This is a genomic window from Neorhizobium sp. 2083, from assembly GCF_031455615.1.
Lineage (GTDB): Bacteria > Pseudomonadota > Alphaproteobacteria > Rhizobiales > Rhizobiaceae > Neorhizobium.
Window position 1 is genome coordinate 20182 of record NZ_JAVDTC010000013.1, and the last position, 15201, is coordinate 35382.

Annotated in this window: 15 protein-coding genes; 5 read left to right on the forward strand and 10 right to left on the reverse strand. The window is 57.6% G+C overall.

Annotated elements, in window-relative coordinates; genetic code table 11:
- Nucleotides 1–173: 173 nt before the first annotated feature.
- The 5 genes from J2X76_RS30140 to J2X76_RS30160 form a co-directional block, all read right to left on the reverse strand.
- Entirely contained in the window at nt 174–473 is a 300-nt protein-coding gene (locus tag J2X76_RS30140; protein WP_310221402.1) for a hypothetical protein, read from the reverse strand.
- A gap of 32 nt (nt 474–505) precedes the next feature.
- Nucleotides 506–688, reverse strand: coding sequence for a hypothetical protein (locus J2X76_RS30145; protein ID WP_310221404.1), 183 nt, complete (start codon nt 686–688; stop codon nt 506–508).
- Between the two features lie 86 nt (nt 689–774).
- Nucleotides 775–915 carry a hypothetical protein gene (locus J2X76_RS30150; RefSeq protein ID WP_310221406.1) on the reverse strand — a complete coding sequence of 47 codons (141 nt, stop codon included), beginning with the start codon at nt 913–915 and terminating at the stop codon, nt 775–777.
- Between the two features lie 121 nt (nt 916–1036).
- Complete coding sequence (locus J2X76_RS30155; protein ID WP_310221407.1) at nt 1037–1462, reverse strand: hypothetical protein; 426 nt, start codon at nt 1460–1462, stop codon at nt 1037–1039.
- 224 nt (nt 1463–1686) lie between these two features.
- A complete protein-coding gene (locus tag J2X76_RS30160) occupies nt 1687–2847 on the reverse strand; it encodes a M20 aminoacylase family protein (protein ID WP_310221409.1) in 1161 nt (386 codons plus the stop codon).
- Between the two features lie 544 nt (nt 2848–3391).
- On the opposite strand from J2X76_RS30160, the gene J2X76_RS30165 reads away from it, so the two are divergent.
- The 3 genes from J2X76_RS30165 to J2X76_RS30175 all read left to right on the forward strand — a co-directional run bounded on the left by J2X76_RS30165 (nt 3392) and on the right by J2X76_RS30175 (nt 7276).
- Nucleotides 3392–4297: a LysR substrate-binding domain-containing protein gene (locus J2X76_RS30165; protein ID WP_310221412.1), complete on the forward strand. Its 906-nt coding sequence runs from the start codon at nt 3392–3394 to the stop codon at nt 4295–4297.
- Between the two features lie 158 nt (nt 4298–4455).
- Nucleotides 4456–6105, forward strand: a complete 1650-nt coding sequence (locus J2X76_RS30170) for a tannase/feruloyl esterase family alpha/beta hydrolase (protein ID WP_310221414.1) — start codon at nt 4456–4458, stop codon at nt 6103–6105.
- A gap of 109 nt (nt 6106–6214) precedes the next feature.
- Entirely contained in the window at nt 6215–7276 is a 1062-nt protein-coding gene (locus J2X76_RS30175; RefSeq protein WP_405030128.1) for a serine hydrolase domain-containing protein, read from the forward strand.
- A 361-nt stretch (nt 7277–7637) separates the two neighbouring features.
- Here the strand turns inward: J2X76_RS30175 and J2X76_RS30180 are convergent, their stop codons facing one another.
- The 5 genes from J2X76_RS30180 to J2X76_RS30200 form a co-directional block, all read right to left on the reverse strand.
- The gene (locus tag J2X76_RS30180) at nt 7638–9140 is read right to left on the reverse strand and encodes a tripartite tricarboxylate transporter permease (RefSeq protein WP_310221416.1); all 1503 of its coding nucleotides are present in this window, start codon (nt 9138–9140) and stop codon (nt 7638–7640) included.
- Nucleotides 9141–9143: 3 nt separating this feature from the next.
- The gene (locus J2X76_RS30185; protein ID WP_310221419.1) at nt 9144–9803 is read right to left on the reverse strand and encodes a tripartite tricarboxylate transporter TctB family protein; all 660 of its coding nucleotides are present in this window, start codon (nt 9801–9803) and stop codon (nt 9144–9146) included.
- A 146-nt stretch (nt 9804–9949) separates the two neighbouring features.
- Complete coding sequence (locus J2X76_RS30190; RefSeq protein ID WP_310221421.1) at nt 9950–10930, reverse strand: tripartite tricarboxylate transporter substrate binding protein; 981 nt, start codon at nt 10928–10930, stop codon at nt 9950–9952.
- 62 nt (nt 10931–10992) lie between these two features.
- The gene (locus J2X76_RS30195; protein ID WP_405030129.1) at nt 10993–12072 is read right to left on the reverse strand and encodes a 4-oxalomesaconate tautomerase; all 1080 of its coding nucleotides are present in this window, start codon (nt 12070–12072) and stop codon (nt 10993–10995) included.
- Nucleotides 12073–12241: 169 nt separating this feature from the next.
- Nucleotides 12242–12388: a hypothetical protein gene (locus J2X76_RS30200; RefSeq protein ID WP_310221423.1), complete on the reverse strand. Its 147-nt coding sequence runs from the start codon at nt 12386–12388 to the stop codon at nt 12242–12244.
- A 173-nt stretch (nt 12389–12561) separates the two neighbouring features.
- On the opposite strand from J2X76_RS30200, the gene J2X76_RS30205 reads away from it, so the two are divergent.
- Both J2X76_RS30205 and J2X76_RS30210 read left to right on the forward strand, forming a co-directional pair.
- On the forward strand, nt 12562–14103 hold the full coding sequence (locus tag J2X76_RS30205; protein WP_310221425.1) for an ABC transporter substrate-binding protein: 1542 nt from the start codon (nt 12562–12564) through the stop codon (nt 14101–14103).
- 125 nt (nt 14104–14228) lie between these two features.
- The gene (locus J2X76_RS30210; protein WP_310221426.1) at nt 14229–15200 is read left to right on the forward strand and encodes an ABC transporter permease; all 972 of its coding nucleotides are present in this window, start codon (nt 14229–14231) and stop codon (nt 15198–15200) included.
- Nucleotide 15201 lies beyond the last annotated feature (1 nt).

Sequence of the window (15201 nt, forward strand, 5' to 3'; positions counted from 1 at the left end):
GCAAGGTGCCGATGATCGGCGCTCCGGCTCGAAAACACAGGGCCGATCATGCTCCCGCGTTTTTGATACATTCATGCGATGGGAGTCCACATTCGCGTTTAAAATGACCTCGATCAGCCGGTCCTGTGGCGGCGTTGAGAGGCTAGATTCTCGAAGCGTTCGGCGCCGTGACTTCAATCCGTCGTTGGATCGGAGATCAGGCGTATCAGAGTTCCGTCATTCGCCGCGGCGCTGATTGCCGTTGCGATCAGCCGGAGCGGTCCGCGCGCGATGAGCGCCTCTGGCGGAGGGCGTTTTCCGGGGCCTGCATCGACAAAGGCTGAACACTCATGATCTGAGTTCAGTGTTACTATGAATGATGTCGCGACGATTGCTTCACCACAGGCGGCGCACCGGAGAATGTACGAGCCGAAATGGACGACAGAGTCTGTTTCATCCAATCCGCAAGACGTGCAGGCGAGCAACTTGTCCATGTGGAATTATACCCGAACGGTCTGATGGCGAGCTATGAAGCGGCAGCCAAAACGATCGCGATAACGAGCAGCAATGGCCCCATCCACTTGAAGTGACGAACCAACGGTAGCCGGCTTGCCGGATTTCTCGATAAGGGCAGATAACCAAAGCCCACGGACGTCATCCACAGGCCGGCGCAAAGCATGATGAATTCGTCTATATAGGCCGCGATCATAGCTCTCCCGCTTTCGACGCATTGCGTTAAGTTGGCCTGCTCGCCGATGGCTTCCTGCCGGTGCCAATGGGAGCAGGGATGGCCGGTTATGTCGGCGGAACACCGTCGCTTTGTGCGTTGTCGGGCTGCTCCAGAGGCTTGATGCGAGTGACACCCCAAAAGCCTTTCAGCAAGATACCGATCAAAACGACAACGCCAAGACTCATCAGCACGTTATACAAGGTCATAGGCTCTTCCGCACTTGCTCTACCCTTAGCAATATCTGCTTGCCTGGTCGCTTATGGCAAGTGGATAGTAAGTCGTCCCAAAATTTCGAGCTCCAGCGCCGACGGTGGCGGCTTCGGACGGCTAGGTTCGAGCGAGGGAGATCGGCCTGGATTCCTGAATCACATAACGTTCGTTTTCGTCGAGTTCGTCGGGGTCGACCAAGACAACGGATTGCTGCCCGCCACTCGATACTTTTACGAATGAGTAGGGATTGGCAGTCGCATCGTTTGCCAGCAGCAGAGATGTGTCAAATATTACAGCGAAACGAGAGGCGCTCTCGAGGATGTCTGGATGTTCCAAAGGCTCGGACAGATAGATAGTGATGAGCTGGGAGTAGGGATCGGCGCTTCCCGGCTCGACCACGCAGGTGACCGGAAGAGAGCCAATCTCGCTGATGCTGTGGACGACGGAAACACTATCAAAAGAAATTGCGAGCATCGCCGCGATTCCACGCTGCAGCCTTTCGTCCTCGATCGGCCTCTCTAAAACCGCATCAAACCAGATCATTGCCGATACCTACAATTCCGCTTTCGACGTTTCAACAGCGCTTGGCGCCACCGGAACCGAACCTCCTTCGACAGGTGCAGCTGGGCGAGAGCCGCTTGACACACCTTCGCCGGCACGGGTGCGTGTCCCTGTCCGGTGAGAATGTCTGCTCTCGGGCAGGCGCATCAATGGCCTCAATGACCGGAACGAAGGAGCGAAGCGGAAAAGGCTCGGACTTATTGCTGTCATGCTAACGGCAAACCAGCCTCCACGATCGCCTTGAAATACGCGACACCGAACGGAATAGCGGCGTCGTTGAAGTCGTAGCGAGAGTCATGCACGGAAGGCCCATCCCCGTTTCCGATGAGCATGATGTTTCCCGGCCGAGCTTCGAGCATAAACGCGAAGTCTTCTGATCCCATCAGCGGCTCTATTGAGTCATTGACGTTTTCTGTCCCCACCAGCGATCTCGCTATGCTCACTGCGAAAGCCGTTTGACGCGGGTGGTTCACGGTCGGCGGAAACATCCGCTTGTAGGTGACCGTTGCTTTTGCTCCATAAGCCTCGGCAACATGCACCGCGATTTCCGTTACTCGTGTCTCTATAAGATCGCGCGTGGCGGGATCGAAGCTCCTCGTCGTGCCGCCCATCTCGGCGGCCTGCGGAATGACATTTCCAGCCTTTCCGCCCGCCATCCAGCCTACTGTGACGACGGCGCATTGACGAGGATGGACATTGCGGGAAACTATCGTCTGCAGTGCCAAAAGGATGTTCGCGCCGACAACAAGCGGATCAACGCTGACATGGGGTGACGCACCGTGAGCGCCTTTGCCTTCGATCTTTATCCGAAAGCCATCGGCAGATGCCGCCAGTGGACCATTGGCCGTCATAAACCGTCCGATTGGCAACCCCGGCTCTGTGTGCATGGCGTAGACTTCATCGATCTCGAAGCGCTCCATCAATCCGTCGTCGATCATCGCCTTTCCGCCACCGCCACCTTCCTCTGCTGGCTGGAAGATAACCACCGCCTTCCCGTCAAAGGCTCGGGTCCGTGCCAGGGAGCGAGCGGCACCCAGAAGCATCGCGGTATGTCCATCATGCCCACACGCGTGCATCACGCCTTTGGTCGTCGATGCCCAGGGCACTCCCGTCTCTTCCTCGATCGGTAGCGCATCCATATCAGCCCGCAGTCCAATTACCTTCCCGCTAGTCTGCTTTTGGCCGTGAATGATGCCGATGACACCCGTCCTGCCGATGCCCGTGACGATTTCGTCGCAGCCGAATTCGGCTAGCTTCGCTGCCACCAAGGCGGCTGTCCTGTGAACCTCGAATTGAAGTTCAGGGTGTGCATGAATGTCGCGTCGCCATTCGACGACATCGGCGTAATCGGCATCGGTGCAGTCCATGAGATACCCCAGCGGCCTAGCGGCGTTGAACCCGATTATAGGGCCCGTCCAGCGAGTAATGTCGAACACCGGCGCAGTTGCCGTCAAGACATAGCCAATGCGGTGTCTACTTTCTGGGCAGGGCATGGATGGCCGCCGCTACTACCGAGATTCGCGCGAAGCGACCGTCGACCGCATGGGTGGCAACAGGCCTGAGCACTGCATTAAGGCACTCTTTCGCCTTGATGGGACCCGAACCCAAGCCCCCTTGTCGCGGGAGCTAAGGCCTTGATCTCGCGGCATAGCCAGTTTTTCGATCTTTTAGTTTTTGTCTTCAGATGTAAATGCGCTTTACTTGGCTCAAAGCCACTGTGAGATCAACCTTTCGCTGAGTCGAGCGATCAGCAAGCAGACCCAGAAGATGCCCGGGGGCGAACCACAGCAGCAAATATTTTGCTAAAGGATTGACTACAATCCAGTTGCTAAGCTGCTAGATTGGCGCTGGTGGACATCATCTTTCGACATCTCAAAGCGCGCTTCGCCGCGGGAATACAAGGTAAAGTGCATGCGTGTTAACTGCGAGATATTCGACCTTCGCGCGTTTCAGACCGTCGTCGAACTGGAGAGTTTCCACCGGGCCTCAGAAGCGCTCAATATTTCTCAGCCCGCGCTGACGCGCCGAATACAAAAGCTGGAGCAGGCTGTCGGGATCACGCTTCTCGAACGCACCACGAGACATGTAGCGCCAACCGCAGCAGGCCAGGAGATCATGCCGCTGGTAAGACGAATGCTGGAAGAGTTTGACAGCTCGCTTTTTGCTATGAAGGACAGCGGATCTCAGCGGCGCGGTCTGGTGACAATGGCCTGCGTGCCGACGGCTGCTTTCTACTTTCTGCCCAGCGTCATTAAGGCGTTCAACAACGATTATCCGCAGATACGATTCAGGATCCGCGATTTAACTGCGAATGAGGGATTGCAGGCTGTCGCGCGGGGCGAAGTCGAGTTTGGAATCAATCTGATGGGAAATTCTGATCCCGAACTGTCGTTCGAGCCATTGATCGACGATCCTTTCGTGTTGGCGATAAGGCGCGATCATCCGCTCGCCGCTTTTGACGAAATTCAGTGGCCGCAACTGGAGGGCCACCATCTAGTCGTCGTCGATCGGTCAAGCGGCAATCGGACCTTGCTAGATTCCGCTCTCGCTCGCTCGAACTTGAAACTCGACTGGTTCTATGAGGTCACTCATCTGAATACCTCGTTAGGTCTGGTCGAAGCGGGACTGGGTATTTCTGTTCTACCACAGTTGGCAACACCCCGGGACGAACACCCGTTTCTCGTGACACGGCCCATCGTCAATCCTGTGGTGACACGCACGATCGGCGTCGTGAGGCGCAAGAGCTCGATTCTATCACCTGCTGCTGATCGCTTCATTCAAATGCTGCTTACGGTCTGGAAGCGAGCGGAAAACTGATTGCGTCGTAACAGCGCCGATTGCATTGATGCGAATCACTTAATAATTGAGCCGATATTTGCATTTAACCTCGATATCTGGCCCGCGTACTATCGGCCACGATGTTTCCGAAAGAGCATCGCAACCGGCCTCACCGCCGGTCGGATAGGGAGGAAATCATGCGAATTTATTCGAGAACGCTTTCGCCGATGGCGTTGGCGGTCAGTGTTTTATACGCTTCAACATCACCCGCATCGGCGCAGGCAGGCGATCCCGCTGCGCAATGTTCGGCTTTGAACTCAGTTACATTGCCTGCAGGCACGATCACTCTGCCGACATCAGGCGCAAAGGTGACATCAGCGATATTCATGGTGTCCAGCGACTTGGGGAACCAGCAAGGCGAGTTTTGCAAAGTCTTGGGCGAGACGTCACCCGTCGATCCCCAAGCGCCCAAGATATTATGGCAGGTGAACTTGCCGAGCAGCTGGAACGGGAAGCTTCTGCAATATGGCGGCGGCGGCTATAATGGCAGCATTCCGCCGACAACAGAAAAGATCACGCTTGGCCTCGACGTGGTGCAGACCCCGCTCGCGCAAGGTTATGTCACGTTTGGCAGCGATTCGGGTCATCAGGCGCCCAATGCCGACGATGCCTCTTTCGGTAAGAACGACGAGGCCATGCTCAATTATGGCTACATGCACATCAGGAAGACGCTCGACGTGGCAAAGGCGCTCGTCGAAAAGCGCTACGCCAGGCCAATCAAGAGAGTCTATTATCAGGGCGGCTCCACAGGCGGCCGGGAAGGTTTGACGGCGGCGTCCCGCTGGCCTGATGTCTATGATGGCATTCTGACGAATTATCCCACCGCCAACTTCGTTGGTCTCAGGCTTTGGGGTGCAGGCCTTGCCCGTGCCGTCTATGACGACAAATCGGCTGGGTGGATCCCTCCGAAGCTGGTCGAGACAATTGCAAAGGATGCGATTGCAAGCTGCGACGCGCTAGATGGTGCAAAGGACGGTCTGATCAGCGATGCATCCGGCTGCCGCAAGCAATCCGCCACGCTGGTCGAAAAGCTCAGTTGCAGGGCGGGCGAAACCGGTAATCCGGAAAACTGCCTCACGAAGGCCCAGATCGACCGGACCCTCAAGATTTATCACGGGGGATACACCTTGTCGTACCAACTGGCGAACGGCATCGACAGCTACCCCGGCTATAACAGCCTCGAAGGCATCCTGATGCAGCTCGGTTCGGAGCCGCAGATACGCAATCCGCCTGTCTCGGGACCGAATGCCCATCATTCCAGCCGCTCGTTCGAATTCCTCCAGAACTTCGTTGTGCGTGACCAGTCGCTCGACCTGCTGTCCTTCGACATTCGCGATCCCGGCAAGTTCAAGGACCGCATCGTCGAACTGTCCGGCGTCATCGGCGCAACGCAGACAGACTGGTCGGCCTTTGCCAACAAGGGTGGTAAGATCATCTGGCTTCAGGGAACCGACGACCCGAGCGTCAGTCCTTACGGCAACGCCAAACTCTACGAGGCCATCGTCGCAAAGATGGGTCGTGAGAAAGCAGCCGAATTCGTCCGCTTCTATCTCGTGCCCGGCCTAGCCCACGGCGGCGGACGTTTTTCGCCCACCTGGGACAACCTGACCGCTCTCGACAACTGGGTCGAAAACAGCGTTCCGCCAATCAACCCGATCGTCATGGATGCCACCAAATCCGATACGCGCGGACGCACCCGGCCTCTTTGCGAGTACCCCTCCTGGCCGAAATACACCGGCAAAGGCGACATGTCCCAAGCCTCCAGCTTTACCTGCGCCCGCGATTGACACCATCGCAGCGGCCACAATCTCATTTTCAGGAAAGAACGTTATGACCCAAGACTTCACCCTATCGCGACGCTCCATGCTTGCCGTTTCCGCAGCGGGTTCGGCTGCCATGGCCGGCCTTTTTGCGCCTCGCGCCGCTGCCGCAGCCGATCCCACCTGCCCTGACGCTTCCTCGGGCGAGCCTTGGAAATCCGTGAAGGATATTTCGGCGGCCGGCTGGTCGGCTGAGAAAGTCGCGAAGATGGAAGAGAAGCTCTACCCGATGGCAACGACGTCGCTGGCGATCGTCAATAAGGGAGAAATCGTCTATCGCTACGGTAACATCTCCGACGTCAATTATCTTGCCTCCGCTCGCAAAAGCGTGCTTTCGATGCTGTTCGGCAAATACGTTGCGGAAGGCAAGATCGATCTCGACATGACGATCGGCGAAATCGGGATCGAGGAAGACGGGGGCCTTCTGCCGCTCGAAAAGACCGCAAAGGTCAGAAATCTGCTGATTTCCAGTTCCGGCATTTATCATCCGGCCGGAAGCCCCGGAGGAAACGAGAACACGCCGGAGCGCGGCAAAACCGCTCCGGGCTCGACATTTCTCTACAACAACTGGGACTTCAACGTTCTGGGCGCGATCTTCGAGAAGCGCACCGGCCGCAAGATATTCGAAGCGTTGCAGACCGATCTCGCGGAACCGCTGGGCTTCCAGGACTATGATATCGGTCGGCAGCGGATGATGGGTTACGAAAACCAGTCGCGTTATCTGGCCTACCACCTATTCCTTTCGGCGCGCGACATGGCGAAGCTCGGCCAGTTGATGCTTCAGAAAGGTAAATGGGACGGCAAGACGATTATACCCGAAGCTTGGGTGAGCGAGAGCACGAAAATGCATGTCACGCCAGAACGGACCAAAAGCAAGGAAGGTCTCGGTTACGGCTATTTGTGGTGGATACCGACCTCGACGACCCCCGCTTTAAAAGGCTCGTTTCTGATGAACGGCAATTTTGGCCAGTTCGTTCTCTGCATGCCGGCGATCGACACCGTGATCGTCCACCGCCGCGCCGTCACCGATGAATTCGCAGTAGCGCGCAATCTCGGTAAAACCACCTACGAACCGACAAAGGTCAACGCTGCCGAGTTTCTGCAAATTGTGGAAATGGCCGTCGCCTCACGCACCTAGGGTCCCGCGTGCAGACCTGGAGCGCGTCGAGGTTAATCCCGTCCGCGCGCGATCGCTATAGAAACAGCACGGGTAATGGCGGGCCTGTTATCCGTGCTGACGCGCGTCTCGGTCAAACATGCCTGTGAAATCACGTATTACCCGACCGCCGCTCCAGCGGCCGACCGGTATCGCTTCAGGCCAGTTCGATCACGGCGTCGTTCACCATGCCTCTGTTCATTTCAGCATCCACCGCGGAGCGCTTCTAGTCGGTGTAGAATAAGGGCCCAGTTCTCCACCGGAGGCGGTTCTCGCAATCGATAAAAAATGGCGGCCCTAATGATGCCGCCATTTCTTTGAGTATATTTCGTGCTGTGTTGACCTATTCCGTAAAGACCTCGTCGCGGCTCCTGCGCAGGCTCGGCAGGAACGAGATGACGAGAACGACGACCGCGATCAGCAGCAAGGTGGCCGAGATTGGGCTTGAGACGAAGGTCATCAAGTCACCGCGTGACATCAGCAGCGCCCGACGGAAGTTTTCCTCCAGCAGGCGGCCGAGTACGAAGCCGAGAAGCAGAGGTGCTGGTTCGAAACCGAGCTTGCTTATCGAATAACCGACCAGGCCGAAGACGGCGATCAAGATAACCTGAACCGGCTCGGAGTTGATCGAGAAGATGCCGATGCAGCAGAACATCAGGATCGCCGGGAACATCAGCTGATACGGAACCTTGAGCAGCCGCACCCACATGCCGATCATCGGCAGGTTGATGATGAGCAGCATGAGATTGCCCACCCACATAGAAGCAATCATGCCCCAGAATAGATCCGGCGTATTGGTCATGACCAGCGGACCCGGAACGATGCCATGAATGGTCATCGCACCGACCATCAGCGCCATGACGGCATTCGGCGGGATGCCGAGGGTGAGAAGCGGGATGAAGGAGGTTTGCGCTCCTGAATTGTTGGCGCTTTCAGGTCCGGCAACGCCTTCGATCGCGCCCTTCCCGAAACGGCTTGGGTTCTTCGCGAGCTTTTTTTCCAGAGAATAAGAAGCGAAAGGTGCAAGCACGGCGCCATTGCCCGGGAGGATACCGAGAATGGAGCCGATAATCGTGCCGCGCGCGATCGGCATTGCGGAATGCTTGAAGTCCTCCTTGCCGGGCAGGAGGCGACCGATCGTCTGGCGCACGACGTCGCGGGTCTCGACATTGTCGAGATTGCGCAGGATTTCGGCGATGCCGAAGACGCCCATCGCCAGAACGGCGAAGTCGATGCCGTCATAGAGGAAATCGAGACCGAGGGTCATGCGGTCCCGGCCGGTTTCGATATCGACGCCGACGGTGGAGAGCAGGATGCCCACGAGGATCATTGCGATCGCTTTGAGGACCGAGCCATGCGCCAGCACAACGGCGAGGACCAGACCCATCAGCATCAGGGCAAAATATTCGGAGGGGCCGAAGACCAGCGCAAGGCCGGTCAGTGGCTTTGCCAGGGCTGCAATCGTGAGCGTCGCAAACGTGCCGGCGATGAAGGAGCCGATTGCTGCGATGCCGAGTGCGACACCCGCACGACCCTGCTTCGCCATCTGGTGGCCATCCAGCGTGGTGACGACAGCGGTTGCTTCCCCGGGAATGTTGACGAGGATCGCCGTCGTCGAGCCGCCGTATTGCGCGCCGTAATAGATGCCGGCGAGCATAATAAGTGCTCCGACCGGGTCAAGTCCAAAGGTGATCGGCAGCAACATCGCAATCGTGGCGATTGGCCCAACGCCGGGCAAAATGCCGACCAGCGTGCCGACGATGCAGCCGATGAAGCAAAGGCCGATATTCTTGAGCGTCAGCGCGACAGCAAAGCCGAAGCCGAGGTTGGAAACAAAGTCCATCATGACTTATTTTACCTCATCGTGCTTGGCGACCTGCAGAGACGCAGAGGAGCCTCGCGTCGTCAGGTACAGGATCACGGCAATGCCGAACATCACGGCAGCCGTTACGCGCAGGGCGGTTTTATAGGAAATGCCGGCAAACAGATTTTGACCGACGAAGCGCGGCAGGATCGGAATGGGCAGGTTGAGCATGTCGCCGAAAAGGACCATGCAGAACGGTGTCAGCGCCAGGGCGAGAAGCACGAGATCGCGCAGCCGCGCTTCAGGTGACGCATAACCGCCGATGATGATGGCGAGCGGACCAGAGATCACAAGCCCCAATTCTGGCGTGTCCAGATTACCGAAATGCATTGGCTTGATCGTAAGCGCAAAAATGACAATTGAGCAGGCCACCAACAGAGGGCCGCGAAGTGTCCAGATGGCTTCCTCGTGATCCGATGGCTTCGTCAGGCCGGTGATAAGGAGCGCTATACCGCAAATGCCGATCAAGGCTGCGATCGCCTGCGGCAGCATGGCAGGACCGACAGAGTTAAGGGTTCCGCGCGGCAAGTCGATCGTCAACCAGATCGCAGATACCGCGAGCAGGAGCAGCACAATGCCGCCCGCCACGTTTTGCGGAGATCTGATCCGTCCTGTCGGACGGGCCGCACTATTTTGAGATGTCATGGTGCATTTCCTCCTTATCGCTCAAATATCGCGATGCCCTAGAATGCTGCTCCGGATACGTTTGCTCTTGCGCTACAGAAAACGCTCCGGCTTATGACGGAGCGTTCTTTTGGGGAAAAGCGTCCAGGGATGAGCTTTTCTACAGTTTACTTGATGCTGATGCCGGCGGTTGCGAGGAAGCCCTTCCAACGCTCGGATTCCGCTTTCATCATGGAGGCGAATTCTGCGGGGCTATCGCCGACGAGCGTGGTGCCTTCTGCTTCAAGGCGATCCTTGATTTCCTTTGACCCCATGGCCTCAATTGTCGCCTTGCGCAGCTTCTCGTTGATAGCTGCGGGCGTGCCTTTCGGAACGACGAAGCCGTACCATGCAGCCGAAACGTAATCCGGATATCCGCTCTCGGCCACGCTCGGGGCGTTGAAACGCTTGACGCGCTCCTTTGTCGTGACGGCGAGCGGGACCATGTCGCCGCTGTCGATCAAACCAAGGACGGAAGGAGCGGTGGTGATCATGAAGTCGCCACGGCCACCCAGCATGTCGTTGAGAGCCGGGCCTGCACCCTTGTAAGGTACGTGAACGGCCTGGATACCAGCCATCTTCAACAACATCTCGGTCGCCAGATGGCTGGCTGAGCCGTTGCCGGCCGAGCCATAAGTGAGTTTGCCGGGATTTGCCTTACCGAACGCCATCAGGTCGCTGAAGCTCTTGTACGGCGAATTCTTCGAAACGACGACAACGAGTGGCGAGCGCGCGATCAGTGTGACCGGGTCGAATGCGGTCAGCGGATCAAGCTTCATGTTCTCAAACAGATGCGGGTTGACGACCATCGGGCCCTGGTTGGCCATCAGGACCGTGTATCCATCCGGATCCGCCTTGGCCGCAAGCTGTGAAGCGACGTTGCCGCCCGCGGTGCCATTGTTTTCCACGACCATCGACTGGCCGAGCTTTTCACCGACGCCATTGGCAACGAGGCGGGCAATCGCGTCAGTCCCGCCGCCCGCGGCATAAGGCACGATCAGCTTGACCGGTCGGCTCGGATAATTGTCCGATTGGGCGTGGGCCGCACCGAGAAAGGACCCGGATGCGAAGACTGCCAGCATGGCAGTGAGAACGCGACGTTTTATCATTTGTATTCCTCCCAGTTGATGGGGCATCCCAAACGTTCTTTCGGATGCCCGGTGATCTAGATTTATTCCGTGACGAGCGGCGGCACGATCACGACCCCCTCGAAAATCCGCCGTGCGGTCCTGATCAGGCTGGCGTTGCGTACGTTTCCAGAAGCATCGAAATCGAGTTCGATCTGGATGACGCCGGACGGATGCTCCACCATCACCGAACCGGTACCCCCCGCAGCGATACCGTGGGCGATAGTGCCCACGGAGCGGCTTGCCACGGCAACGCATAGCGCGCCCGTCACCGCATGGCTGCGGTGCGTCTTATGCGGCAAAAGATATCGAGAGGTAATGGTCCCGTCGGAACGGCGGGGACGGGAGAGTATCCCGACCTTGGGAATGACCAATTTGGAGACGTCGCCCAGTCCCATACGGCGACCCGCTTCAAGCCTCAATGCTTCGATCTTGGCGAAAAGCTCCGTTCGCGCGTCGAGTTCGTCCGGCGTCTCATCGCCGGAAAGATCCAGGTCTTCTGCACGAAGCAGCATCATCGGCATTCCATAGTCCGCCAACGTCACCTCTATACCGTCGATGACTTCGAGTCTCTGTCCACTTGGGAACAGCCCGCTGGTCTTCGATCCCATCGCATCCATGAAGGTGAGCAGGATCGGCGCGGCAGACCCCGGGACGCCATCAATCGTCGTGGCACCCTGGTAGTTTACGCGCCCGCCGGGTGTTTGAACGATCGCACGCACGTGTGTCGATGTGTTGCGATTGAAGATGCGGACTTCGGTTTCTCCATCTACGGCTTCCACCAAGCCTGCATCGATCGCGAAAGGACCCACTCCAGACAGCATGTTTCCGCAATTCGGATTGGTGTCTACCGTGGCCTCCGTTACGGAAACCTGCGCGAATAGATAATCCACATCCGCATCGGGTTGCGTCGAAGGCGCTACGATAGCGACCTTGCTTGTCAGTGGATGTCCGCCACCCAAGCCATTCAACTGAAGAATATTGGGGGAGCCCATGATCTCGATCAAGGCTCTGTCGCGCAGCGCGGGCTCCGAAGGAAGGTCACCTTCCAATAGATAGGGACCTCGGGACGTACCCCCACGCATCAGTACGGCCGGAACTCGGCTCTCCGACATCCACTTCATCATGCACCATATTCACTGTCTCGATTATTGGTGAATACGGTCGCGACACAGAATACTCAAATGCAAATATCGGCGATATTAATGCGCAAATCACATCAATCGCCGATCCCCATCTTGGAGGTATCCGCCGCCCCGGTGGCTGGCGCGCTAGGCGGCGGAAGATAAGTCTTTAGGCAGCCAGGTAGCGCAGAACGGTCTGGAGGATGCCGCCATTGTTCATGTAGATGACCTCGTCGAGCGTATCGACGCGGCAAAGGATGTTGATTTCCTTCACCGTGTCGTCGCGATAGGCGACCTTCAACACGACTGGTAACAATACCGTCCCATATTCGCTCTACGAATAACGGATAGGAAAAATATTCATTTGATCGATGTGAAGTATTCCGCGATCTTAAAAAAAGGAGGCACGCCGCCGGTTACCCGACAGAGCGACTTCGTCTCTAAGCAAAACAACAAGAGGGAACCATGTCCTTGAAAAGAACACTTCTGATGGCGTCGGTCGTCGCCTTCGGCGCGCATCCGCTGTGGGCTGAAGACCTCAAGATCGGCCTTGCAGGTACAGTTACGTCGATCGACCCACACTTCTACAACGCCTCGCCCAATAACAGCATCGCGATGCAAATCTTCGACCGCCTCACGGAACGGACGGCGTCGGGACAATTGGTGCCGGGCCTGGCCGAAAAGTGGACAAGTGTCAGCGACACTCAATGGCGCTTCACGCTACGGGCCGGGGTCAAGTGGCATGATGGCAAGCCTTTGACATCCGACGATGTGGTGTTCACGCTAGGCCGCGCCGGCACAGTACCGAACAGTCCGGGCGGGTTCGGCGGTTTTCTGCGCAATGTTGCGAAGGTCGAGGCCGACGGAGAGTTGTCGGTTCTTGTCACGACTAAAGGACCGGCCCCCACCCTTCCCGGAGAACTCGCAAACGTCGCGATCGTGTCACGGCACGCAGGCGCATCCGCCGAGACCGGTGACTATAATTCTGGCAAAGCGGCAATCGGTACTGGCGCGTTTCGCTTCGGCAGTTTTCGCCAGGGTGATGAAGTCGTTCTGGAAAAGAACCCTGACTGGTGGGGGCCGAAGGTCGAGTGGGACAAAGCAGTTTATCGCATGATCGGCAGCGCCAGCGCCAGAACGACAGCCGTTCTGGCGGGCGACGTCGGTGTGATCGACGCTCCGGCAGCAACCGATATCAGCCGTTTCAAGTCGGACTCAAAACTCAATTTCGTGTCGGCACCCGGCCTCCGCGTGATCTATTTGGCCCCGACAGTATCGGGAGACGCCTGGAGCGCCTTCGTGAAGAGCGCCAAGGGCGAGCCGCTCAGCAAGAACCCCTTGGCTGATGTCCGCGTTCGAAACGCGCTGTCGATGTCGATCAACCGCGAAGCGATCGTTGACAAAATCATGAGCGGCACGGCAACTGCCACCGGACAGTGGCTGCCACAAGGCGCATTTTCTTTCACACCGGACATCAAGGTCCCGGTTGCCGATGCAGCCAAGGCGAAGGCGCTTTTGGCCGACGCTGGCTATCCGGAAGGCTTCCGGTTGACCGTCCATGTCCCGAACGATCGCTATCCCAATGCACCCGCCGCGGTTCAGGCGATTGCTCAGATGTGGACCCGGATCGGCGTCGCCACCAACGTGGAAGCGCTTCCGTGGACCACTTTTTCTTCGCGCAAGGACGAATTCGCGGTCAAGCTTCTCGGACTTGGAAATGCGACATATGATGCGAGCTCGATGCTGGTGAACGTTCTTGGAACCAAGGACGCTAAGCGTGGCCTCGGCGCCGCAAACGACAGCGGATATTCCAACGGGCGGCTCGACGATCTGGTCGGCAAGGCAATGGCTATCTACGACGATGCAGCGCGCGAAAAGGCTCTGGTGGAAGCGGTAAAAGTTGCGTTGGACGATGGCGCGATCATCCCTCTCTACATGCAGAGCAACGCTTGGGTCACGAAGAAGACCGTTTCCTATGAGCCACGCATCGATGAACGGACGCTCGCCAAGGACGTCAGGCTCACGAAGTAAGCTTGTCTACGTTCGCAATCAGACGATAAACGCCATACGTCTCAAAAGACCGCCATGCCGCATTCCTCGTCTATTGGAATGCGGCAAATCGGCGATCATGCTACGGCGCGATCAGCGGAACAACCATGACCATATGGATCATTCAGCGGGCAGCACAGGCTGTCCTCGTCGCCATGGCGATGGCGCTCATACTCTTTTTGAGCCTGCACTTTATCGGTAATCCCGTTGAAACGCTTCTTCCGGCCGAGGCAACGCACGAAGAACGCTTGCGACTGATCGCCGATCTGGGATTGGACAGACCGCTCTACGAGCAGTTCGTCCTGTTCCTCAGAGGGCTCGTTCAGGGCAACATGGGTGTGAGCTACGTGTACAAGGAGCCTGCCGTGACCCTCATCCTGTCGCGGCTTCCCGCCACGCTCGAGCTGGCCTTAGCCGCGGTGTTGCTGTCGCTGGTCGTGGGAGTACCGCTCGGACTGATCGCGGGGCAGAAGCCGGAAAGCTTTCTTGCCCGCACGATCATGACCGGGTCGATCCTGGGCTTCAGCCTGCCTGTTTTCTGGATCGGCATCTTGCTGATCATGACGTTCAGCGTCTACCTCGGCTGGCTGCCGAGCTCCGGCCGTGGCCAAACCGTCGAATTTCTCGGCATCCCCTGGTCGTTCCTGACATGGGACGGGTTACGGCACATGATCATGCCCGCCGTCAGCCTGGCGTTGTTCAACATCTCGATGGTGGCGCGGCTGACCGAGGCCGGCGTGCGCGAAGCAATGACGAGCGACTACGTCCGCTTCGCTCGGGCAAAGGGGATCAAGGCACGACGCATTCTCAACGTCCATGTTCTGAAGAACGTCATGATCCCGGTGGTTACCGTCGTCGGCCTGGATATCGGCCAGACAATCGCCTTTTCCGTAGTGACAGAAACGATATTTGCGTGGCCGGGATTGGGCAAGATCATCATCGACAGCATCGCGGCTCTCGACCGCCCGGTCATCGTCGCCTACCTGATGCTCGTCGTCGTCATGTTTGTCCTCATCAATCTGTTGGTCGATATCACCTATCGGCTCCTCGATCCCCGTATCCGGCTTCAGGGAGAATGAC